Source organism: Chryseobacterium elymi (genome assembly GCF_003385495.1).
Classification (GTDB): domain Bacteria; phylum Bacteroidota; class Bacteroidia; order Flavobacteriales; family Weeksellaceae; genus Chryseobacterium; species Chryseobacterium elymi.
Genome location: NZ_QNUH01000008.1, coordinates 54403 through 78322, shown reverse-complemented (window position 1 = coordinate 78322; position 23920 = coordinate 54403). Strand labels below are relative to the sequence as shown.

Here is a 23920-nt window from a genome sequence, read left to right as displayed (position 1 = left end):
AGAAAGCTAGATATTGTATTCAATTTCACCGATGTAATATAATGCATACTCCTCATCATTCACCGAAACCGGATTGGGAATTACATGTTTGTTGGCGAAAATAATAGCATTTACCGGAGTTTCCAGGCCGAGCTCATTGATCTTCTGTTCCACAACGGGAAGCCATTGATCAGCATAAGAATAATCGGTAAACTTTTCGTAGATGCCTAAACTTTCATCTTCAAAACCATATTCCATAAAATCATAATCAAACCATTGGATATGTTGTGATTCTGCAAATTTTGAAACGTAAAGATCCTCAGTTTCCTCTTCTGTATAATATTTCTCATCTTCTTCCGCAAAATCATTAAAAGCGTCCTCATTTTTAAAATATCCCAACCAAAAGTGTGAAATTTCTTTCTCCATAAATTATTTTTTTAAAGTATATTTATTTTAATCTCTTTAGCTGTTCACTTTCACCAATGACCTTTTCCAGTCTCGAAAGCCTTGTTTTTTCCTGTTTTGCACTCATCAGCCAGTGAATGGCCATCCTTTTATAAGAAGGAGCCTGTTTTTCAAAAAAAGTCCAGGCATTTTTATGGGTTTTAAATTGCTTTTCATACGCCGGATCAAGAATGATTTTCTCTTTCTCATGAGAGTAGATTCCCGTTTTATCTTCTTTTCTTGCTTCAAATGCTTTTTGCCCTTCTAAGGTCATAAGCCCGACTTTCGTTATCTCTTCCACTTTTTTTATATTGATGATACTCCAGATGCTATTCGGTTTTCTTGGTGTAAAACGATTAGAATAACTTTCTGAGTCTAAAGATCTTCTTACACTGTCTATCCACCCAAAACATAAAGCCTGATCCACAGATTCAGACCAGTTCATAGAAGGTTTTCCGCTGTCTTTTTTATAGAAGCCCACCAGAATCTCTTTTTCTTTTGTATGGTTTTCCTCCAGCCACTTCCTGAATTCTTCCTTTGTTGCAAAAAAGGTAGGCGTCATTGTGAATTTTTTATTGAATTAAAGTGTAATATTACAAAACTTTTCTTTTAAACAGTACAATACTGATTCGCCAAAAGACATTAAAATACACTTTTTTATTGTAATTTTATTCAGGTAAAACTCATTACAATGGAATTCCTTCAGGATCATTATGTCATACAAAATGAGCTGCTGCTGATACTGATCTCTGTTCTTCTGGGACTTTTGATTGGCGCAGAACGAGAATATCGTAACAAATCGGCGGGTCTTCGGACTTTTATTCTGGTGTGTTTCGGCTCCTGCCTTTTTACCATTCTTTCCATAAAAATAGGGGTTGAAAATCCAGACCGCCTGGCAGCCAATATCATTACCGGAATCGGTTTTCTGGGTGCAGGCGTTATTTTTAAAGGTGATAATAAGATCGATGGAATTACCACTGCAACCACTATCTGGGCTACCGCTTCAATAGGAATGGCTGTAGGCTCAGGCTATGTTTATCTTTCGCTGCTGGGAACGGCTTTGGTACTTTTGATCCTTAGTGCACTGATCTATCTTCAGAATTTTATAGACAGTAGTCATAAAATAAGAGAATATAGAATAACGGTCACCAGATCAGAAGATATTAAGCACTGTGAAAAGATCTTTGAAGAACATCATCTGAAACATCTGATGCTGAAAATGCAGTATACTCAGGGAAACCTTTCTATCACATGGAGGCTCACGGGAAAACATACAAAACATGATGAAGCCGTAGAAAGCCTTATTAATGATCCTAAAATTACAGCTTATCAGTTTTAGATACAAGCAAAAAATAAAGGCTTAAGCCCTTATTTTTTCTTGAAAACATACAAATCCTTGTTAGGTCCGGTTATTTCTTTTCCGTCCATATTCAGCTGTATAAGAACATTTTCACCTACCTTGTATTTATAGCTGGCACTTTTTCCTTTTAACGTAATGACACTTCCTGCGGCATCCCATTCAAAAGTTCCTTTATCTTGGTTTTTTGAGTTTCTTTCGAGATACTCCTCCGTAATGCTGAACGTTTTATCATTGTTAATGGTAAGAGATGTTTTAATTCCCGGGCAATCTGCACAAGGAACTACAGCCTCATACGTTCCCGGCCAGTCAAGGGCGTTTTCCGAAGTATCACCCGGAGCAGAAGGAGTTACTTTTGCAATACTGTCAGAAGCAGGAGCTTGTACCGTTGCAGAATCCGTGGTTGTATCAATAGTTTCAGGATTTTTTTCTTTAGGATTACACGATGCTAAAAACACAGCAGATGCAATTCCCAAAATGAAGATTTTGTTATTTACCATGATTAAATAATTTTGATATATTTTGAATAATTAAGTTCCTTATTACCAACAAAAACTGAGCCATGGACAGGAATTAGAGTGTAGAGAGTTTGAGGGTTAATAAGTGTTTTAGAGGGTAGAAAGCATGAAGATAGAAAAATGGGTCTAAAAATATTAATCCGGCATCTGAAATCTTGATTCTTGATTCTTGATTCTTGATTCTGTCTCTGTAAATTCACCATTCACTTGCGCAGCAAAATTCACTATTCACAATCTATCCCTTCCATCTATCAAAACCAATTTTCGCTTTCATTTCATAAGGCATATGTATAATATTCTTTGTAAATTGGGACAAAATTTTGATTATGACAAAAAAGATACTTTTATCCGTATTTCTTTTGCCGGCTGCAATGGCATTTGCGCAACAGTATGGAGGAATGTGGCTTCCTACAGAGCTGAATGAAAAGGAAATGAAGGATTTGGGAATGAAAATCTCTGCCAAGGACATTTTCAATACTCAGAAGCCGAGCATAAAGGATGCGGTAGTACAGTTTAATGGTGGATGTACTGCAGAAATCATTTCACCTAAAGGATTATTGCTGACGAACCACCACTGTGGGTATGGGCAGATTCAGGCACATTCTACGGTTCAGAATGATCTTCTTTCCAATGGTTTCTGGGCTAAAAATCCGGACGGGGAACTTCCAAATCCGGGCGTAAAAGTAGACTTCATTGTAGATATCAAAGAAGTAACAGATCAGATCCTGGAAGGAACAGATAACCTTGTAGAGCCAGAATTGACTAAAAAAGTTAATAAAAATATTGAAGTTTACAAAAATTCTCAGAAAATAGAATCTTACCAGTCGATCATTGTAAAATCAATGTATTACGGTAACAAATATTATGCTTTTACCACAGAAACGTATAAAGATATCCGTCTGGTTGGGGCGCCGCCTCAAAGCATAGGAAAATTCGGTAGCGATACGGACAATTGGGTTTGGCCTAGACATACCGGGGATTTCTCCATGTTCAGGATCTATGCAGGAAAAGACAACAAGCCTGCAGAATATTCAAAAGACAATGTTCCTTATGTTCCTAAACATTATCTTCCTGTTTCCATAAAAGATAAAACTGAAAACGATTTTACATTCGTATTCGGGTTCCCGGGGAAAACAACAGAATATCTTCCTGCAGTAGCTGTGGAGAAGATCATGACAGATATAGACCCTGCAAGAATTGCTGTACGTGAGGTGGCACTGAAAACACTGGACGAGAAAATGCGTACAGACAGTGAGACACGTATTAAATATTCTTCAAAATATGCATCAGTAGCCAATTACTGGAAAAAATGGATTGGTGAAGTAGAAGGCTTGAAAAAATCCAATGCGGTGGAGAAAAAAGTGATGTATGAAGGTTCTTTGGTTGCTAAAAATCATGAGATCAAAGCAACTCTGGACCAGTTGAATAAACTTTACAATGATCAGGCTCCTTATGCGCTTAACAATGCCTACTATACAGAAGTGGTAAAAAACGCTGAAACACTGAAGCTTGCAGGCGATTATTATGACTATATAGCTTCTATAGAGGCAGGAAAAATGGACGAAAAAGAGCTCGCCAAATTAAAGAAAAAGGTAACCTCATTCTACAAGGATTACAGCGCAGAGCTTGATGCTAAGGTGACAGCAAAATTACTGGCTTTATATGCCAATAAAACTGCTCCTCAGTTCCTGCCTGCCGGATTTAGCAAATATAAAGATGAGAATCAGAACATTCCGGTGGTGGAAGAGATGTCTAAAAACTCAATCATCACGGGAAGAGGACAGGTAAACGGAGCCACTCTTACCGGAGATATTGAGAAAGCATTTTCCAACCAGGACAAGTTGATCAAGACTTTGAAAAAAGACCCAATTTACCAGCTGTATGTTTCTATGAAAGAAACGTATATGAAAAATGCTGATCCTCAGTTCACCTCTCTTCAGGGAAAAATTGATGACCTTCAGAAGAAATTCATGGCACAGCAGATGGCAACGGATAAAGACAGAAAATTCTTCCCTGATGCCAATTCAACTCTCCGTGTAACCTACGGAAAAGTAAAAGGTTCTACGCCTAGGGATGCTGTTTCTTACGGTTATCAGACGCATTTGGCTGGAGTGATGGAAAAATATATTCCGGGAGATTATGAATTTGATGTGCCTAAAAAATTGATCGACCTTTACAATAAAAAAGACTATAGTATCTATAAAGACAAAACAGGAGATGTTCCTGTAGGATTTACTGCGACCAACCATACAACGGGAGGAAACTCAGGAAGCCCCGCTCTTGATGCCAACGGAAATCTTGTGGGACTTAATTTCGACAGACAGTGGGAGGGAACAATGAGTGATATCAATTACGACCCGCGTTTCAGCCGGAACATCATGGTAGATACCAAATATATCCTGTTCATTATCGATAAATTTGCCGACTCCAAATGGCTTATCGACGAAATGAAGGTGATAAAATAATACATAAAGTAATACCTTTAAGAATCTATTTGAATCCAATTTGAATAGATTCTTTTTATTTAATAGAGATGAAAAATAAGATCATCAATATACTTGCCGCCTTCGAAACGGGAAATGTCGGGAAATCTTTTCCGATGGATTACTGTCTGCCCGTATATCACTGTGTTTCGGATGAAAATCTGCCGCACATCAGGCACATTATTCAATATAAGAATACCAGGCAGTTTGAAGAAGATCTGGACTGTTTTTCAAAACATTTCCAGTTCATCAGCTGGTCAGAATTCAAGGACTTTATCAATGGTAACTTTAAATCCAAAAAAAAGATTGCTCTCCTGACTTTTGATGACGGTTTCAGAGAATTTTACGATACCGTACTTCCTGTTCTGGAACGGAAGGGAATATATGCCTGTAATTTTATAAATCCGGCTTTTATTGATAACCGGGAACTGATGTTCAGATGTAAAGCCAGTTTAATTATTGATGCTGCGGAAAAAGTCAAAACAACAGATCCGGAAATTTATCGGATGCTTTCCTTAGAAAACCCGTCAAAAGAAAACTTAAAACAGCAGGTTTTAAAAATCAGTTATCATCAAAGAGAGCTGCTGGACAGGATTACTGAAAAACTGGAAATTGACTGCAATGCTTACCTTAAAGAGCACACTCCTTACCTTACAACAGACCAGTTAAAATCCCTGAGACAAAGAGGCTACGGAATTTCCTCCCACAGCTGGGACCATCCAAAATATGGCGAACTGTCATTGAAGGAACAGATGGAAAGTACCAACCGGACTTTTCATTATTTGAAAGAAAATGATTTTCTATATGAAAGCTTTGCATTTCCGTTCACGGATTTTGGAGTAAAAAAAGATTTCTTTGATGAGCTGTTTAAAAATGAAGACCTATTCTGCTGCTTTGGAAGTGCAGGAGCAAAATTAGACAGTGTTGAAAGGCTTTTTCACAGAATTCCAATGGAAATGGGGGAGAGTGGAGAAAGCATATTAAAAAAAGAAACGGCTTATTTCAGATTGAAAAAAATAATCAACAAAAATAAAATAGTGAGAAGATGACGGAGCTGAAGACATTTAACAAACAAGAACTTGAAGATTTCGTGTCATCAGGAGATTTCAGAAACTTTGATTTTCTTCCTATTTCAGAGCATCGGGCAAAATCCCAGATCAGAAACCCGAAAGCCTTAGATAATCAGACACTTTTGGTTCTTGCTTTATATGACGGAAAGCTGGCGGGCTATGTAGGATGTTTTCCTGATAATTATTTAATTGACGGAAAAATATTCCATTATGCATGGTTGAGTACCTTGTTCGTAAGTGAAGAATTCCGTGGAAAAAGGATTGCCAAAGCATTGCTTAATAAAATGTTTGAAGAATATGAAGGCAATATCATCGCAACAGAATTTACCAAAGAAGCAGAAGCCCTTTACAATATAATGGGTGTTTTCGAGTATGTTTATCCAAAGACCGGAAAAAGATATTATTTCCGTTCAGATGCAGCACACATTATTCCTGAGAAAAAGCCTGAAACCAAAGCTGCGAAACCACTTTTTCAAATAACTGATGCTGTTGCCAATTCTTTAATTGCTTTAAAAAACTCTGTCATCAAAAAACCTGGATTCAGATTTGAAATTCTTGATCAGATTGATGCTGAAAGCTCTGAATTCATGTCAAAATTCCAGAGTAAACGGAATGCCGATGAAATCAATGTATTTATAAAAAATCCCTGGGTACTGGAAAGTAAACAGAAAGAAGAAAAATATCTGTTTTCCAGCTATGCTGAAGCTTTCAAATATGTTTGGGTTAAAGTTTATGATGCTGAAAATGCATTGACGGCCTGCTCATTGCTTCAGCTCAGGAATGGAAATCTTAAAATTCCTTATCTGTTTTCAGAAGCTTCCAGTTTAAAGAATTTTGTTGAATTCTTGAGCTATTTTATTGTCAGCAATAAAGTAAAAACCTTAACCAGCTATCAGAAAGAGCTCAATACCCAAGTAGAACAGTCAAAAACATTTCCTAAAATCTATGAAAGGAATTTTGAAAGAAGATATCTGTTTCATAAAGAATTAATTCAGCACCTGCCGGAAGGATTTGATCCACAGTATCAGGACGGGGACGGGGATTGCATGATGACTTAAGCATGCTTTCTTATAACAGAAATGACTTTGCTTAACTTAAAAATGAACTGAATGCTTTATAAAAAATTACGCAGAAATAATTTATTAAAGAATAATATTCCTCTCGCAGATTTAGGAGATTACACAGATTTATTTAAGTTATAAAAATCTGTATAATATACTAAACAGAGAGATTTTAAAATTTAAGCAGCCTCTAAGCTTTATACCGATTTCAGGTAAATATAAAACCGCCTCAAAAAAAAATGAAGCGGCTTGAATTTTTTAATATCCGAAGATCTCTTCCAATGTTAATTCTTTAAAGGTCCCCATCTGGTTCACGGCATCCATATCCAGATTTTCTTTCTTACCAATAATCGCTGTATTAAAATGTATTGGCCTGATTTTCGTCTGGTAAAAATCTTTAAGATCTTCAAATTTCAGGTTTTCGATCTGTTCGTAGATATCTTTTCTGAAATCATGGTAGATCCCGATCTTTTTCAGTCTTAACGTGTTGAAAAATATATTGTTCCGGGTAATTCTGGTTGAAGCGATCTGTTTTAGGGCGGCATTTTTGGCATTCTCAAACTGGATAGGCACTTCAGGAAGCGCATTCATCAGCTCACTCATTGTACTTACAGCAGTCTGGAGCTTATCCGGCTGTGTTCCGATATACGTAGTGATATAATCAGGATGTCCAAGCTCAGAATTGGCTGCATAAGAAACATATGCTGAATATGCCAAGCTCTTACTTTCACGGATCTCCTGGAAAACGATAGACGAAAGTCCTCTTCCGAAATATTCATTGAAAACGTTGATCTTTCCGAAGTTTGAAGTATCCACCTGATAGCCTCTTCCCACTTTGCTCATTTCCATTTGAACCATATCATAATCTGTAAAATAGACATTCCCGTTGGTTTCAGGTTCAGGATATTGTTTAGGCTCAGGAATCCGGAAGCTTTCATTTTCCACATACTTTCCAATATACTGTTTGAAGTTTTCCACATCCTTTCCATAGAAAAATATCTCATAAGGATATTTGAAAAGCTTTTTCATTCTGTCTGTAAATACCTCTGTATTACTGCCTTGAAGCTCATCCTTGGAAATAATATCCGTGTAACGTGAGAAACTTCCCAGTTTTGTATAATTGGTCAGGGCAGTCATGATACGGGTTTTATCTTTTTTTGTAGCCTGGCGGTTTTCCAGAACCGTTTCTACAAACTGCCTGTAGATCTCCTGATCTGCTTTTACACCATACATCCAGTGCTGCAGAAGGGCAATTCCCTTTTCAATATTTTCTTCCAGCCCGCTCAGGGATATTAGAAGCTGGTCATTCGTTGTCTTAAAATCATTGCTGATTCCAATCTTAAAGAATTCCTTCTTCAAATCCTCAGGCGAAAGATCGTCAGTTCCTAGATACTGCAGTAATTGTGTGGAGATTCCAAGATCCCTGTCATGATCACTTCCGAAAGGGAAAACAAAGTGAACCTGGGCAATATCATTGTATTTGTTACGAACGAAGCTCAGTTTTTTATCCTTTACCGTATCGGTAAGAATTTCTTTTCCATAATCAATGAATTCCGGCTGTATATCTCTCGTTTTTTCTGCAATAACTTCCTTTAAAAAGTCAGACTGCGCATCACGGTTTATTTTAATTGGTGTAATTCCCGGATTTTCAACCCTTACCAATTGGTCATTAACTCCTTTTTCTTTGTAAATAATTACATAATTATCCTTAAAAAAAGTATTGGCGAAACCTATAATGTCTTCTCTGGTGAAACTTTCATACTCATGCATTTCATTCAGTTCTTGCTCCCAGGTTCTGCCCTTGATATAGGTATCATAAAGATTGGTGGCCAGTCCATCTGCTGTTTCAAGACCTTTCATCCTTTGGATTTTGAAATCATTAATGATTGCAGGAAGAATCCAGTCCGGAAAATCTCCTTTTTTGATCAGCTCAATTTGCTCCAGAACCATATCTTTCGCTTCGTCTAAAGCCTGTGTTTCCTTCGGAACCGCTACGATAGAAAAATATCCGTACTGCTTTAGACCTACAGAAAAGGCCTGAGCCCAAAGCATTCTTTGTGTCTGGTTGATATTAAGGTCAAGCAGACCGGCTTCCCCTCTGTTGCTGAGAATATTGACCGTAATATCCGCCAACATTGCCTCTCGTGTGCCGTAGCTGTCTGTTCTCCACGCTAGCTGAACTCTTGGAGTTGTAGGGCTTTTTACCGTTCTTTTTACAATTTCCGTTAATGGCTGCTCAATGACAGGTGTCTTTTTCGGAAGTTCTCTGTAAGGAATAGTTCCAAAATACTGATCAACCAGCTGAATCGTTTCCTCAAAATCCAGATCTCCCACCAAAACCATAGCATAATTATTTGGAACATAATATTCATCAAAATACTTATGAATAGCTTTCATTGAAGGATTCTTCAGATGCTCAGGCTTTCCTAGCGTCGTTTGCTGTCCGTTCGGATGCGTCGGAAAAAGGGCGGCCATAAGCTCGTAGTTCACAAGTCTTGAGTCATTATCCTGAGCTCTGTTGAATTCTTCGTATACTGATTCCAGCTCCGTATGGAAAAGTCGCAGTACAATTTCTGAAAATCTTTCCTTCTCTATTTTAAGCCATTTTTCAAGCTCGTTGTTCGGAACATTATTTTTATAAACAGTTTCATCAAACCACGTATGGGCATTGGTTCCGCTGGCTCCCAGGGAAGAAATTATTTTATCATATTCATTGGCAATCGCATACTGGCTGGCTTCCTGGGATACCTCATCTATTTTTTTATAGATTTCTTTTTTCTTTTCAGAATCCTGTTCCGCTTTATGTTCTTCATACAATGCCGAGATTTGATCAAGAAGTTTCTTTTCTTCTTTCCATTTCTGTGTCCCGATCTTTGAAGTACCTTTAAACATCATATGTTCAAGATAATGCGCCAAACCGGTGTTGTCAGCCGGATCGTTATTGCTTCCTGTTCTCACAGGAATATACGTCTGTATCCTGGGAGCATCAAAATTTTGGGCTAGAAAAACTTTTAGGCCATTTTTTAAAGTGTAAATTCTTACTTTATTTTCGTCATGTGTAACTGTAGTATATTCGTAGTTGTTTTTATCTGTATGAACCGTTTCTCTATATCTCTTGTCAATCATAAGCTAACTCATTTCATCCCTAAAAATCAGAATGCCTTACAAATGTAAGGAATCAAAAAGGAACAAATCAAAATTTCCTTATTATTGCATCTATAGTTTTAATTTATATACAAACTGAGATCGTAATGAATATTCAATACCGAAAACTTTTACCCGAAGAAAGCAAAATCTATAGAGCGATCAGGCTTGAAAGCTTAAAAAAATTCCCGGAATCTTTTTGTGCTGATTATGAGGAAGCATTAAAAACCGAAAAATTCAGAATAGAATATAATATTGAAAATCAATTGGAAGAGAGTTTCGTAGTCGGTGCTTTCAGTGAAGGTCAATTAATTGGGATCTGCACTTTTGTTAAAGATGAAAACGGCAGAGGAAATATTTACCAGATGTACGTTAAAGAAGAATATCAGGGTAAAAATATAGGTTTGAACCTGATCCGAAAAATCATAAAAGAAGCAGATGACCAATTTAAAGACATAGAAATCTATCTTGAAGTTAAAAATAATAATACTAAAGCATTTAATCTTTACAAAAAAGTTGGGTTTGTAGAAACTCCTGATGCCGGACAAATGATGATTGATTCAAGTATATTGATGAAATATTCTCAGCCGTAATAACGGTTGAAGAAAGTAGTCCTAATCAGTCTTCTTTATTTTCTGTGCGTCTTTCCAAAATAAATTCAATAAGTTTGCAGTAGTTTTCCAAAAACTTACACCATGCACGGAAACATTCTGATCATCGATGACGAGATCAAGCTCCTGAAATTATTAGGAATGATTCTTTCCCAAGAAGATTTTAACGTAAAAGAAGCTTCAACGGCACGTTCCGCAATGACCATGCTTGAGCAGCATGAATTTGATGTTGTTCTCTGCGATGTCCGCCTTCCCGATGCTTTCGGGGTAGAGCTGGTAAGATCCATCAAGACCAAACATCCGCATCTCGAAATTATTCTGATGACGGCTTTTGGGAATATTACCGATGCCGTTCAGGCCATGAAAAACGGGGCATATGATTATCTGGTGAAAGGGGACGATAACGAAAAGATCATTCCGCTGGTATACAAAGCACTGGAAAAAGTAAAGGATAACCGCTCCAGAATTGGTCATAAAATTACTGTATCAAAAGGATTCGGACAGATCATAGGAATTTCTCCGCTGATCCTTCAGTCTAAAAAACTGGCTGAAAAAGTAGCTTTAACGGACGCCGCCGTTCTTCTTACCGGAGAAACAGGAACCGGAAAAGAAGTTTTTGCCAATGCCATTCACGAAGGAAGCGATAGAAAGAAAAATAATTTTGTTGCCATCAACTGTTCAGCATTCAGCAAAGAAATACTGGAAAGTGAACTTTTCGGACACAAACAAGGGGCATTTACAGGAGCTGTAAAAGATAAAAAAGGATTGATAGAAGAAGCCAACGGCGGAACCTTATTTTTAGACGAAATAGGAGAGATGCCCATAGAATTGCAGGCCAAACTGCTCCGTGTCCTCGAAACCGGAGAGTTCATCAAAATGGGAGAGACCAAAGTTTCCCGATCCGATTTCAGACTGATTGCTGCGACCAACAGAGAGCTGGAAGACGAGATTAAACAGGGCCACTTCCGGGAAGATCTCTACTTCCGACTGAATGTTTTCGAAATTCATCTTCCGCCATTACGTGAAAGAAAAGAAGATCTGAAAATGCTGGCTAAAAACTTCATTGATATTTTCTCAAGAAAATTACATCTTTCAAATCTTCAAGTCAATCCGGATTATTTTAAAACACTGGAAAAAAACGACTGGAAAGGAAATATCCGTGAACTGAGAAATGCGGTTGAAAGAAGCCTTATTTTAATGGAAGACAATATTCTGGATGCAGGAAGCCTTCCACATTATTCCGATAAAACAGTAGTTCCTGAAAACGACTCTTTAAGTATAAGAACTCTGGAAAAAATTCACATCCAAAAAGTACTTCAATACACAAAAGGTAATAAAGCCGAAGCTGCAAGACTATTGGAAATAGGTATTGCGACGCTGTACCGTAAGCTGGAAGAATATGGCTTAAGATAAATGAGTTTCGGGGTTTGATAGTAGGAGAGTTTGAGTGTTTTAGAGTTTCAGAATGCGTGTTTCCGGGTTTGAACGTCAGAGTGTTTAAGTGGTCTAATTATGAAATATGTACCAAAAGCTATGAATCAAGGACAAATAATTTGGTGACTGAGGTTCTCGAAGCCACCAGCAATATGCTTGATATCTTAATTCTTAACTTTTACAATTCAACATTGACTTACAGACAAAATTCACAATTAACGTTTTCCAATTCTCGTCTTAATCTAAAAGTCTCATGCCTAGTGTCTGAAATCTAACATCTAATCTCTGGTTTCTAACTTCTCAACCCTATCACTTTAATAAACGAGCCTATCATTTTGATAGGCTTTTGTGTTTTGAAATAGTTGAGTTGTCATGTTTAAGTGTTTGTTATTTAGCGTGTTAGTTGTTTTGTTTTCAGAGTGGGCCATCTTTTGGCCTATAGGACTTGAATAAAATATTTTAAAAATGACAATTTCAAGAAAAACGTTCAAAAAACGTGAGCATGCCGACTTCAGTCGGCTGGTGGTATCATATGTAGTTCTTACCCTTTTAATCCTAATGATTTCGATATGATGCTTATAAGTTTAATCCTGCTTTTTGCAGTGATGTTCTGGCTTCTTTACAAATCCGTTGAATTTTTTGATAAAATATAAAAATATGTGGAGTTTATTTTTCCTTTCAATTCTGGCCTTTGTGTACATCTGCTACGTTTTGCTGAAACCTGAAAAATTTTAACCGGTCATGAATACAGAAATTTTAGGCGTTATAGCCATGTTTGTCATTACATTAGTCATTGGAATATTTCTTGGGAAATATATTGCTAATGTGTACGGGTACAAAAAGACCTTTTTAGATCCTGTTTTTGAACCTGTTGAAAAATTAATTTATAAAATAGCAGGGATCAACCCGGCCCGTCCGATGACCTGGAAACAAAATATGTATGCCATGCTGACGATCAACCTGGTCTGGTTCGTTATAGGATTTCTGATCCTGATGATCCAGTCGTGGCTCCCTTTAAATCCTGACGGAAACCCTAATATGTCACCGGATCTTGCTTTTAATACAGCTATTTCCTTTTTGGTGAACTGTAATCTCCAGCATTATTCGGGAGAGACGGGAGTGAGCTATTTAAGTCAGCTTTATCTGATGTTCCTGCAGTTTGTGAGCGCAGCCACCGGAATGGCGGCAATGGCTGTTCTTATCAAAGCTTTTAAAGATAAGACGACTACAGAATTAGGAAATTTCTATGCTTTCTTTACTAAATCCGTGATCAGAATACTTGTTCCGGTCAGTATCCTTGTTGCCATTATCCTTTCTGCCAACGGAAGTCCGATGACTTTTGAAGGGAAAGACCATATAACAACTCTGGAAGGGCAGAAAGTTGAGGTTTCCCGAGGTCCTGTAGCTGCTTTTGTAGCCATCAAGCATTTGGGAACCAATGGCGGAGGTTTCTTCGGAACCAATTCGGCACATCCTCTTGAGAATCCTAATTATATGACAAATATGACCGAAATGGTCACTCAGATGACCATTCCGTTTGCATTGGTTTTTGCACTAGGATTTTATCTGAAAAAGAGAAAGCTGTCATGGGTGATCTTTACAGTAATGACTGTTGGCTTTCTGGCACTTGCTGTTCCAAATATTATCAATGAGACAAACGGTAATCCTGTTATCACTGAGATGGGGGCCAGCAACAGCCTGGGAGCGATGGAAGGGAAAGAAATCCGTTTAGGAAGTGCTTCTTCAGGATATTGGAGTATTGCAACGACGGTGATCTCAACAGGGTCTGTTAATTCTATGCACGACAGTACCATGCCGCTTTCAGGAATGAATGAGTTGCTGGCGATGATGATCAACTGTTTCTACGGAGGCTGTGGGGTCGGAATTCTGAATTATTTCATTTTCATCATTCTGGCTGTATTTATCAGTGGTCTGATGGTAGGAAGGACGCCGGAATTCATGGGCAAAAAGATTGAAGCTAAAGAAATGAAGATTGCAATGATCGTCGCTCTTTTTCATCCGTTCTTAATACTTATAGGAACAGCGTTAACTGCTTACATGCCGGAATTCGGAGCAAAAACATTGAATAATCCAGGTTTCCACGGATTCAGTGAAATGCTGTACGAATTTACTTCTTCTTCTGCGAACAACGGTTCCGGATTTGAAGGTCTTGGAGACAATACACCATGGTGGAATATCTCAACAGGAATTGTGCTGCTGTTATCCAGATTTATTCCGATCATCGGGCCGATAGCGATTGCAGGATTATTGGCACAAAAGAAGTTCATCCCGGAAAGTTCAGGAACCCTGAAAACGGATACGGCCACTTTCGGCTTTATGACGCTGGCGGTGATCCTTCTTATTGCAGCCCTGTCTTTCTTCCCGGCATTGACATTGGGACCTATCGCAGAACAAATTCAGTATTTCTCTAAATAACATTAAAACTAAAATCAATAGTCAGCCATTAGGAAGATTGAAATATCAGGAAACGTCTAAAAATTATTAAAACATTCACCTGAACATATTATCCATTCTCACTTCTTGTTTTTTAACCTGTCTTAATGGTTGTTATTGATTTATAATGATATAACTCTTTCAAAAAATGAAAAATCAATCCCAGACATTGTTTCAAAAAGATTTGGTAAACGAAGCGATCAAACAGTCCTTCGTTAAGCTGAATCCGAAAATCATGTTTAAAAATCCCGTGATGTTCCTGGTGGAGGTCGGAACTGTTGTAATGTTCATCGTAAGTCTTTTCAGTCTTACAGGTGACAAATCGCAGGGAAGTTTTGCTTATAACTTTACCGTATTCATTATTCTATTTTTCACGGTTCTTTTCGCCAATTTTGCAGAAGCGATTGCAGAAGCAAGAGGAAAAGCACAGGCGGATACCCTCAGGAAAACGCGTGAAGAAACTCCTGCCAAAGTGGTGGTAGACAACAAACCCGGATTTCAGGTAGAGACCGTTTTGAGAATGTCTGCCGAGATGAAACTTGGCGATATTTTCCTTTGCGAAACCGGAGATCAGATTCCGATGGACGGAGAGATCATCGAAGGACTTGCTACCATTGATGAATCGGCAATCACTGGAGAAAGTGCTCCCGTGATCCGTGAATCCGGAGGGGATAAAAGCTCGGTAACCGGAGGGACAAAGGTTCTTTCAGACAGAATAAAAGTAAAGGTAACCACCAAACCGGGAGAGTCCTTTTTAGATAAAATGATTGCCCTTGTAGAAGGTGCTTCAAGGCAGAAAACACCTAATGAAATTGCATTAACCATACTTTTGGCCGGATTTACCCTGACCTTTATTATCGTCACACTCACTTTAAAACCTTTTGCAGACTACGCGCAGACTCCAATTACCATTGCGGCATTTATATCACTTTTCGTTTGTTTGATTCCCACAACGATTGGAGGCCTGCTTTCTGCAATTGGGATTGCCGGAATGGACAGGGCTCTGAGAGCAAATGTGATCACCAAAAGTGGTAAAGCGGTAGAAACTGCCGGAGATATTGATGTACTGCTTCTTGATAAAACAGGAACCATTACCATCGGAAACCGTAAAGCAACAGAATTTCATCCAGCAGACGGAATCGGAATGCCGGACTTCATTAAAGCATCTGCGTTAAGTTCAGTGGCCGATGAAACGCCGGAAGGAAAATCCATTATAGAATTAAGCCAGCTGAAATCAGAAGACCTTCTTGTTCCCAACCCGGTATATATTGATTTCTCAGCGGAAACCAGAACGTCAGGAATTGATTTTGAAAACACCAGGATAAGAAAAGGAGCTTATGACACGATAAAAAAACTGACTGAAAAAGCCGGGAATATCTTCCCGGAAGAAACCCAGAATGCCATTACCAAAATATCTGAAAATGGAGGAACTCCTCTTGTTGTCAGTGTTAATGAAAAAGTCTGGGGCGTCATTGAACTTCAGGATATCATTAAAACAGGAATCCAGGAACGTTTCCAGAGACTGAGAAAAATGGGGGTAAAAACGGTAATGGTAACCGGAGATAATCCTCTGACGGCAAAATTCATTGCCGAAAAAGCTGGGGTAGATGACTTTATTGCTGAAGCCAAGCCTGAGGACAAAATGAATTACATCAAAAAGGAGCAGCAGGAGGGAAAGCTGGTTGCCATGATGGGGGATGGTACCAATGATGCTCCGGCACTGGCTCAGGCCGATGTAGGAGTAGCGATGAACAGCGGAACACAGGCAGCAAAAGAAGCCGGTAACATGGTAGATCTTGATAATGATCCGACAAAACTGATCGAAATCGTAGAGATTGGGAAACAGCTGCTGATGACCCGGGGAACATTAACGACTTTCAGTATTGCGAATGACGTTGCTAAATATTTTGCCATTATTCCGGCACTGTTTATCACTTTCATTCCTTCACTTCAGAAGTTGAATATTATGAACCTTCATAGCCCGGAAACAGCAATATTATCAGCAGTTATCTTCAATGCTGTAATCATTCCTTTCCTTATTCCATTAGCATTAAAAGGAGTTGCCTATAAACCTATTGGGGCCAGCGCATTATTGAGAAGAAATCTTTTAATTTATGGTTTGGGTGGTGTTATTGTTCCGTTTATCGGGATCAAAATCATTGATTTAGTAATCAGTTTATTCTATTAAAATTTTAAAAATGAAAAATCATATTGTGACAGCGTTCAGACTAACTTTTGTAATGCTGGCTGTCGTAGGAATTTATCTTCTTATCGTATACGGAGGTTCAAAAGTGTTGCCTGCAAAAGGAAATGCAGAGATCATCACTCAAAACGGGCAAAAGTTCTACGCCAATATCGGCCAGGAATTTAAATCTGAAAAATATTTCCACGGACGTCCTTCATCTGTTAATTATGATGCGGCGGGAAGCGGCGGAAGTAATAAGGGGCCCAGCAATGAAGAATACCTGGAAACCGTGCAGAAAAGAATAGATACTTTAAAAATAAATCATCCGGCTATGGAAAATACAAAAGTTCCCGTAGAACTGGTTACGGCCAGCGGAAGCGGTCTGGATCCGGATATTTCTGAAGAAGGAGCCTTGTATCAGGTAAAAAAAATTGCAGAAATAAGAAACCTTTCTGAAGAAAAAGTAAGAGATTTAGTGAAAAATAAAACAGAGAAACCGTTTTTAGGGTTTTTAGGACCTTCAAAAGTAAATGTACTGAAGCTGAATATCGCTTTGGACCAATTAAAATAAATGTAAAAATTACCGTGAAAAAATATATCATTATCAGTGCTGTATTATTAGGGATTTTTTCCCCAAAAGCACAATCATCCGATTCATTAAAAACAGAAAATAAAGTGACATTTTCTGCTTACGCAGAACTTTTTTATACTTATGACTTTAATGAACCTGCTAATCATCTCCGTCAGAACTTTTTATATTCCTATAACAGGCATAATGAGATCAATCTGAATCTAGGATTGGTAAAAGCAAATTATGAGAGTGATAACCTTCGTGCCAATATTGCTTTAATGGCCGGAACCTACGCTCAGGATAATATGGCTGCCGAACAGGAGGCATTACGTTATGTCAATGAAGCAAACGTGGGAATTAAAATTTCAAAGACTAAAAACTTATGGATTGATGCCGGAATTATGCCTTCCCACATCGGTTGGGAAAGCGCTGTAGGAAAAGACAATACCAGCCTGACAAGGAGTTTTGCCGCTGAAAACTCGCCTTATTTTGAAACCGGAGCAAAGATCTCTTATACTTCGGACAGCGGAAAATGGTTTTTAAGCGGTCTTGTACTGAATGGATGGCAGCGCATTGCAAAACCAGAAGGAAATCAAAGCATTTCTTTCGGGCATCAGGTAACATATAAGCCGAATGAAAAAATTACACTAAACAGTAGCTCTTTCATTGGAAATGACAAATCAAAGGAGGAAAGAAGAATGCGTTATTTCCACGACCTTTATGGAAGTTTTCAGCTGTCAGATCAATTTTCAGCTTTGCTTGGGTTTGATATCGGAGCAGAACAGAAAATGAAAGGCAGCAGCAGTTACAATATCTGGTATACTCCAAATATATTGATGAAATATCAGCTTGACAATAAATGGGCTATGGCAGGAAGACTTGAATATTACAGCGATAAAAACGGTGTCATCATCAGTACCAAAACACCCAATGGTTTTCAAACCTTCGGATATTCCCTGAATATAGATTACGCGATTCTGAAGAACGTGGTTTTCCGTACAGAAGCCAGAGGGTTTACCTCCAAAGATGCCATTTTTGTAAAGAATGATGAGATGAAACAAGGGAATTTCTTTATCACAACAAGCCTGGCTGCTTGGTTTTAGAAAGGGGGGAGTAAAAAATATAGAATGAAAAATAAATGATTAACCACAAAAGGGACAAAATTTTTTGACACTTTAGGTATTTCAAGTTTAATGCTCTGAATACAGGAAGTTCACATGAGTTGTGAAGAAAGTCGAAGATTTCATGATGACAAAAAATTTGTCGGATCAAAATTCCCCTCCCCTGGAGGGGGTGGCAAATCGTAGATTTGACGGGGTGGTTCAAGAAAAAGTGTCCAGAATAAGCGTAACTTACTTATGCTGTGCAAAGTATTCAAAAACAAAAACTTTTGTCCCTTTTGTGTTCAAAACATAATAAAGCAGAAAATCAATGTCATCAGCAAAACATTTTTTAGAATTGATTCAGAAATCCCGGAAAGGAAAATTCAAGATCTATATCGGAATGAGTGCAGGCGTAGGGAAAACATTCAGGATGCTTCAGGAAGCACAATCTCTTCTGCGTAACGGCATTGACGTAAAGATCGGGTATATAGAAACTCATGACCGAGAAGAAACCGCAGCCCTTACAGACGGAATTCCGGAAATACCGAGACGATCGGTTTTTTATAAAGGTAAAAACCTGGAAGAAATGAACCTTCAGGCTATTATCAATGAGCATCCGGAGGTGGTTCTCGTGGATGAGCTGGCTCATACGAATGTGGAAGGGTCAAAAAATAAAAAGAGATGGCAGGATGTGCTGGAAATCCTTGATAACGGGATCAATGTTATCAGTGCCATGAATATCCAGCATATCGAAAGCCTGAATGAAGAAGTAAAAAATATTACAGGAATAGAAGTGGCAGAACGTGTTCCTGATAAGATTTTAAGTCTTGCTGATGAGGTAGTCAATATAGACCTTACCGCAGATGAGCTGCTGACCCGCCTGAAAGAAGGGAAAATTTATAAAAAAGAAAAGATCCAGACGGCACTTACCAATTTTTTTCAAAGCGGACATATCCTGCAGCTCAGGGAGCTTGCTTTAAAAGAAGTGGCTGCTCACGTAGAAAGAAAAGTAGAAACCGAAATCAAAACAGAGAATTTTAAACCGATAAAATTTTTGGCGTGCATCAGCAGTAATGAGAAGATCGCTAAAAATATCATTCGGAAAACTGCCCGTTTGGCGAGTTATTACAACAGTCAGTGGACAGTTCTCTATGTTCAGAAACCATCAGAAAACCCTGAAAAAATTGCTCTCGACAAGCAGCGGTATTTGATTAATAATTTTAATTTAGCACAGGAATTGGGGGCGAAAGTGGTTCGCGTAAAAGAAAGCAGCGTCCACAAAGGAATTTTGGAATATGTGATCGCTCATAATATCACAACGGTCTGCATCGGAAAACCCCACGCAGAGCTCTGGCAGAGACTTTCGGGCTACAGCTGGATCTATGCGCTGATGAACAGACTGAATGAACGGCAGATAGATATTATTATTTTATCTTAGAAGTAATGAAACTTAAAACAAAACTCACCTTAGGCGTAGGTCTTTTATTTTTACTGATTGTTCTTTTGTCAGTGATCGGGTCTGTCTATATCAATAAGCTGAAATCCGATACGGAAAAGATCCTTACCGCCAATTATAACAGTCTGGAATTTTCCAAAAATATGTTTCTTGCATTGGATAAAATAAATACAGACAGTGCTATTGCAGTGAATGATTTTCATAAAAATAATAAACTGCAGGAAAAAAATCTTACCGAATTTGGAGAAAAAGAAGCTACTCAAAGTCTGAATCTTCATTTCAACAGCTATCTGAAACAACCTTCTACAGCAAAAGAAAAATTGATCCGCGAAGACCTGGCTAAAATCATGTCCCTGAATATGAAAAGTATCGAAAGAAAAAGTGACATTGCCATTATTACTGCTGAAAATGCTACGTTCTGGATCGTAAGTCTGGGAACTGTCTGTTTTCTGATCGCCTTTATCCTGCTTTTTAATTTGCCACAGACCATTGCGGAACCTATCAATCAACTTACGTTTGGTATCCGGCAGATCGCGGCTAAAAATTATAGCGAAAGGGTACATTTCAAAGGCAGTGAGGAATTCAACAGTCTTGCGGATTCTTTTAATACCATGGCAGAAAAACTTCAGGAATACGAAAGCAGCAGCCTCTCCAAACAGCTGATGGATAAAAAACGGATTGAAACGCTGGTGAATAATATGCACGATGCAGTGATCGGGCTGGATGAAAACCACTTTATCTATATGATCAATGATGAAGCCCTGAAGATCACAAATCTCCATAAAGAAGAAATCATCGGCAAAACAGTTCATGAAGTAGCGGTTAATAACGACCTGATGCGTGAACTGCTTAAAAATATTGATCATCCGGTAAAAGAACCAATCAAGATCGTCCGTGATCATAAAGAAAATTATTTCGAACAGGATATTGTTCCTATTAATATTGTAAAAACTGGTGAGAAGGAAACAAAATATATAGGTAAGGTGATTCTTTTAAGGAATATTACGCCTTTCAAAGAACTTGATTTTGCTAAAACCAATTTCATTGCTACTATTTCCCATGAACTTAAAACGCCCATATCCGCTATAAAAATGGGTGTGCACCTGCTCGGAAACCAAAAATTCGGAGAATTGAATGACCAGCAGAAAGAGTTGCTTAAAAGCATCAATGATGATGGCCAGAGATTATTAAATATCATTGGAGAACTGCTGAATCTTTCGCAGGTAGAAACGGGAAATATTCGACTGACCATTGAAAAATGTTCCCCGAAAGAAATGGTACAGGCTGCCACTAAAAATGTTGAAAAGCTTGCCGAACAGAAGAATATTCTGATCAATACCGAATATCTTATAGACGATAATGATTGTGTTAGTGCTGATTTTGATAAAACGGTCTGGGTGATCAATAACTTCCTGACCAATGCAGTGAAGCATTCTTTCCAGGATGAAAGTATCAGCATTAAGATAGAAAGAGAAGATTCAATGATCCGGTTCAGTATTACCGATACAGGAAGCGGGATCGATGAAAAGTACCATCGTCAGATTTTCGACCGCTATTTCCAGGTTCCGGGAGAACAGCAGAACGGAACAGGGCTGGGGCTGGCGATTTCTAAAAATTTTATAGAAAAACAAAACGGCGAAATAGGAGTGAAGAGTGCTCCAAATCAGGGAAGTACTTTTTATTTCAGACTGCAGGTTCATAATGTTTGAAACTGAGTTCGGGATAAGTCATTTCTGTTTCTAATAAAATAAGGAAGCCTGAAATTGGAAGAGGGAAGTTATTGGGACGCTAAAAAGAACAACCCCTGTATTTATTAATTTTTTAAGACCATTAATTAATTTTATAATAAGTGTCTAAAATATTAATCTAATAGTTACTTTTACCATCCCTCTTCCAGCTTCTAAACTCCTTAATCTTAATTTTCTTTAAACTCGGGTTCAGATTAATTTATTAAAGAAACTACTGTTTCTCTATGAGGTCCAGAAATTCCTGCTCATCCAGAATCGTAATGGTACCAATATCCTGAGCTTTTTTCAGTTTGCTTCCTGCTTTTTCACCTACTACAAGGAAGTTCAGGTTTTTAGAAACCGCAGAAATATTTTTTCCGCCATGTTTTTCCACCATTTCCTCTGCCTGCTCTCTTGTGAATAAAGATAATTTTCCGGTAAAAAGGAAAGCTTTTCCATCCAGAACATTAGACAGGACTTCATTTGTGCTTTCTCCCTTTTCAAGCTGTACACCATATGATTTCAGACGCTCAATCATCAGGGTATTCTCCGGGTTGTTGAAGAATTCTACAATACTTACGGCGATCTTCACACCAATATCCTCTACCTGACAAAGCTCTTCTAGGGTAGCATTCTTAAGCTCATCAATGGTAGTGAAATTTTTCACCAGTTTCTTGGCAACGGTTTCCCCTACATGCTTGATCCCGATTCCGTAAAGAACCTTTTCAAACGGAATTTCTTTTGACTTCTCAATCCCTGAAATAATATTTTGTGCTGATTTTTCAGCCATTCTTTCCAGCGGAAGAAGCTGTTCCTTCGTCAAAGCATAAAAGTCTGCAGGATTTTCAATTAATTTTTCTCGGTAAAGCTGTTCTATCGTTTCACTTCCGAGATTATCTATATTTAAAGCCTTTCTTGAAACATAATGGATCATTCTTCCCACAACCTGAGGAGGACAGTGAAGTTCATTCGGACAGAAATGAATCGCCTGGTCTACAATCTTCACAAGTTCTGTTCCACATTCAGGGCAGTTTTTAATGTATTCGACTTCTTTACTTTCCGAAGTCCTTTTTTCGGTATGTACACCAACAATTTTTGGAATAATCTCACCACCTTTTTCCACGTAAACAAAATCATGTTCATGCAGATCCAGTTTTTTAATGATATCCTCGTTATGAAGCGAGGCTCTTTTAACTATGGTTCCTGCCAGTAAAACAGGCTTTAAATTAGCCACCGGCGTAATTGCTCCTGTTCTTCCCACCTGATAAGATACACTCTGAAGTTCAGTTTCTACCTTTTCAGCTTTAAATTTATAAGCCATAGCCCATCGCGGTGACTTTGCTGTGTAACCAAGCTGTCTCTGCTGTTGCAAAGAATTGACTTTTAAAACAATTCCGTCAATCTCAAAAGGAAGATTATGCCTTTCCGTATCCCAGAAATTGATGAATTCCTTCACCTCATCCATTGTTTTGCAGAGTTTCGCCTGCTGTGAGGTCTTAAATCCCCAGCTTTGTGCTTTCTGAAGTAATTCCCAATGGCTCTGTGCAGGAATATCTTCCGAAATAAACTGATAGAGTACAGAAGACAACCCACGCTTTCTCACCTCTCCGCTGTCCTGCATCTTTAAGCTTCCGCTGGCTGTATTCCTTGGATTCATAAAAGGATCTAAACCTTCCTCTTCACGCAGTTTATTAATCTTGTCAAAGTTTTTACGGGTCAGGTAAATCTCACCTCTCATAAAAAAATGGGCAGGAAAATCTCCTTTTAAAGTAAGAGGAATATCTGAAATAGTTCGGACGTTTGCAGTAATTTCATCTCCCTGGAAACCGTCACCACGCGTTACGGCCTGTACCAGTTTTCCGTTTTCATACAATATGGAAATAGAAGCACCGTCATATTTCAGCTCTGCAACAAATTCCACCGGATCATTGATGGTTTTGATAATTCTTTTCTCCCAGTCTTCAAGATCATCAAAATCATAGGAATTATCCAGAGAATACATTCTGAATTTATGCTGAATTGTCGGGAAAACTTTGGTAATACCACCACCTACCCGTACCGTAGGAGAATTTTCGTCAAAAAATTCAGGGTGTTTTGCTTCCAGATCCCGAAGCTCTTCCAGAAGCATATCAAACTCAAAATCAGAGATGGTAGCGGCATCCAGAAGGTAGTAATTTTCATTATGTTGGTGAAGCTCCTTGCGGAGCTGTTCTATTTTTTGCTCTATGTTTTCAGACATTGCTTTCTATCTTTTGAGCAAAAATAGCTAAACTAATTCCATTAAAAAATACCATAATTAAATATTCTGGAAATATTAAACATT

General features: G+C 38.2%; 17 protein-coding genes. 12 read left to right on the top strand and 5 right to left on the bottom strand.

What is annotated here, in order from left to right:
- Window positions 1–6 precede the first annotated feature (6 nt).
- Window positions 7–405 carry an immunity 22 family protein gene (locus DRF60_RS11150; protein WP_116012140.1) on the bottom strand — a complete coding sequence of 133 codons (399 nt, stop codon included), beginning with the start codon at window positions 403–405 and terminating at the stop codon, window positions 7–9.
- Between the two features lie 22 nt (window positions 406–427).
- Window positions 428–985 carry a YdeI/OmpD-associated family protein gene (locus tag DRF60_RS11145; protein WP_116012139.1) on the bottom strand — a complete coding sequence of 186 codons (558 nt, stop codon included), beginning with the start codon at window positions 983–985 and terminating at the stop codon, window positions 428–430.
- Between the two features lie 129 nt (window positions 986–1114).
- Between DRF60_RS11145 and DRF60_RS11140 the strand changes: the two genes are divergently transcribed.
- Window positions 1115–1762, top strand: a complete 648-nt coding sequence (locus DRF60_RS11140) for an MgtC/SapB family protein (protein WP_116012138.1) — start codon at window positions 1115–1117, stop codon at window positions 1760–1762.
- A 29-nt stretch (window positions 1763–1791) separates the two neighbouring features.
- Here DRF60_RS11140 and DRF60_RS11135 read toward each other — a convergent pair whose 3' ends face one another.
- On the bottom strand, window positions 1792–2280 hold the full coding sequence (locus DRF60_RS11135) for a copper resistance protein NlpE (protein WP_116012137.1): 489 nt from the start codon (window positions 2278–2280) through the stop codon (window positions 1792–1794).
- Between the two features lie 344 nt (window positions 2281–2624).
- On the opposite strand from DRF60_RS11135, the gene DRF60_RS11130 reads away from it, so the two are divergent.
- From DRF60_RS11130 to DRF60_RS11120, 3 genes are all read left to right on the top strand, one after another.
- Window positions 2625–4763 (top strand): S46 family peptidase, encoded by a 2139-nt coding sequence (locus tag DRF60_RS11130; protein WP_116012136.1) that lies wholly within the window; start codon window positions 2625–2627, stop codon window positions 4761–4763.
- A gap of 68 nt (window positions 4764–4831) precedes the next feature.
- Complete coding sequence (locus DRF60_RS11125; protein ID WP_116012135.1) at window positions 4832–5830, top strand: polysaccharide deacetylase family protein; 999 nt, start codon at window positions 4832–4834, stop codon at window positions 5828–5830.
- Window positions 5827–6909: a GNAT family N-acetyltransferase gene (locus tag DRF60_RS11120; RefSeq protein WP_116012134.1), complete on the top strand. Its 1083-nt coding sequence runs from the start codon at window positions 5827–5829 to the stop codon at window positions 6907–6909. The genes DRF60_RS11125 and DRF60_RS11120 overlap by 4 nt, the downstream gene beginning before the upstream one ends.
- Before the next feature lie 261 nt (window positions 6910–7170).
- Here the strand turns inward: DRF60_RS11120 and DRF60_RS11115 are convergent, their stop codons facing one another.
- Window positions 7171–10038, bottom strand: coding sequence for a M16 family metallopeptidase (locus DRF60_RS11115; RefSeq protein ID WP_116012133.1), 2868 nt, complete (start codon window positions 10036–10038; stop codon window positions 7171–7173).
- 125 nt (window positions 10039–10163) lie between these two features.
- Between DRF60_RS11115 and DRF60_RS11110 the strand changes: the two genes are divergently transcribed.
- The 8 genes from DRF60_RS11110 (at window position 10164) to DRF60_RS11070 (ending at window position 21579) form a co-directional block, all read left to right on the top strand.
- A complete protein-coding gene (locus DRF60_RS11110) occupies window positions 10164–10649 on the top strand; it encodes a GNAT family N-acetyltransferase (RefSeq protein WP_116012132.1) in 486 nt (161 codons plus the stop codon).
- A 102-nt stretch (window positions 10650–10751) separates the two neighbouring features.
- On the top strand, window positions 10752–12080 hold the full coding sequence (locus DRF60_RS11105; RefSeq protein ID WP_116012131.1) for a sigma-54-dependent transcriptional regulator: 1329 nt from the start codon (window positions 10752–10754) through the stop codon (window positions 12078–12080).
- A gap of 762 nt (window positions 12081–12842) precedes the next feature.
- Window positions 12843–14537, top strand: a complete 1695-nt coding sequence (kdpA, locus tag DRF60_RS11095; protein ID WP_116012130.1) for a potassium-transporting ATPase subunit KdpA — start codon at window positions 12843–12845, stop codon at window positions 14535–14537.
- A 166-nt stretch (window positions 14538–14703) separates the two neighbouring features.
- Window positions 14704–16743, top strand: coding sequence for a potassium-transporting ATPase subunit KdpB (gene kdpB, locus DRF60_RS11090; RefSeq protein ID WP_116012129.1), 2040 nt, complete (start codon window positions 14704–14706; stop codon window positions 16741–16743).
- A 10-nt stretch (window positions 16744–16753) separates the two neighbouring features.
- Window positions 16754–17311 (top strand): K(+)-transporting ATPase subunit C, encoded by a 558-nt coding sequence (locus DRF60_RS11085; protein ID WP_116012128.1) that lies wholly within the window; start codon window positions 16754–16756, stop codon window positions 17309–17311.
- Between the two features lie 14 nt (window positions 17312–17325).
- Window positions 17326–18414 (top strand): porin, encoded by a 1089-nt coding sequence (locus tag DRF60_RS11080; protein WP_185144585.1) that lies wholly within the window; start codon window positions 17326–17328, stop codon window positions 18412–18414.
- Between the two features lie 328 nt (window positions 18415–18742).
- A complete protein-coding gene (locus DRF60_RS11075) occupies window positions 18743–19852 on the top strand; it encodes a sensor protein KdpD (RefSeq protein ID WP_116012127.1) in 1110 nt (369 codons plus the stop codon).
- 5 nt (window positions 19853–19857) lie between these two features.
- Window positions 19858–21579: an ATP-binding protein gene (locus tag DRF60_RS11070; RefSeq protein WP_116012126.1), complete on the top strand. Its 1722-nt coding sequence runs from the start codon at window positions 19858–19860 to the stop codon at window positions 21577–21579.
- A 250-nt stretch (window positions 21580–21829) separates the two neighbouring features.
- Here the strand turns inward: DRF60_RS11070 and ligA are convergent, their stop codons facing one another.
- Window positions 21830–23836 (bottom strand): NAD-dependent DNA ligase LigA, encoded by a 2007-nt coding sequence (gene ligA, locus DRF60_RS11065; protein ID WP_116012125.1) that lies wholly within the window; start codon window positions 23834–23836, stop codon window positions 21830–21832.
- Between the last annotated feature and the right edge of the window lie 84 nt (window positions 23837–23920).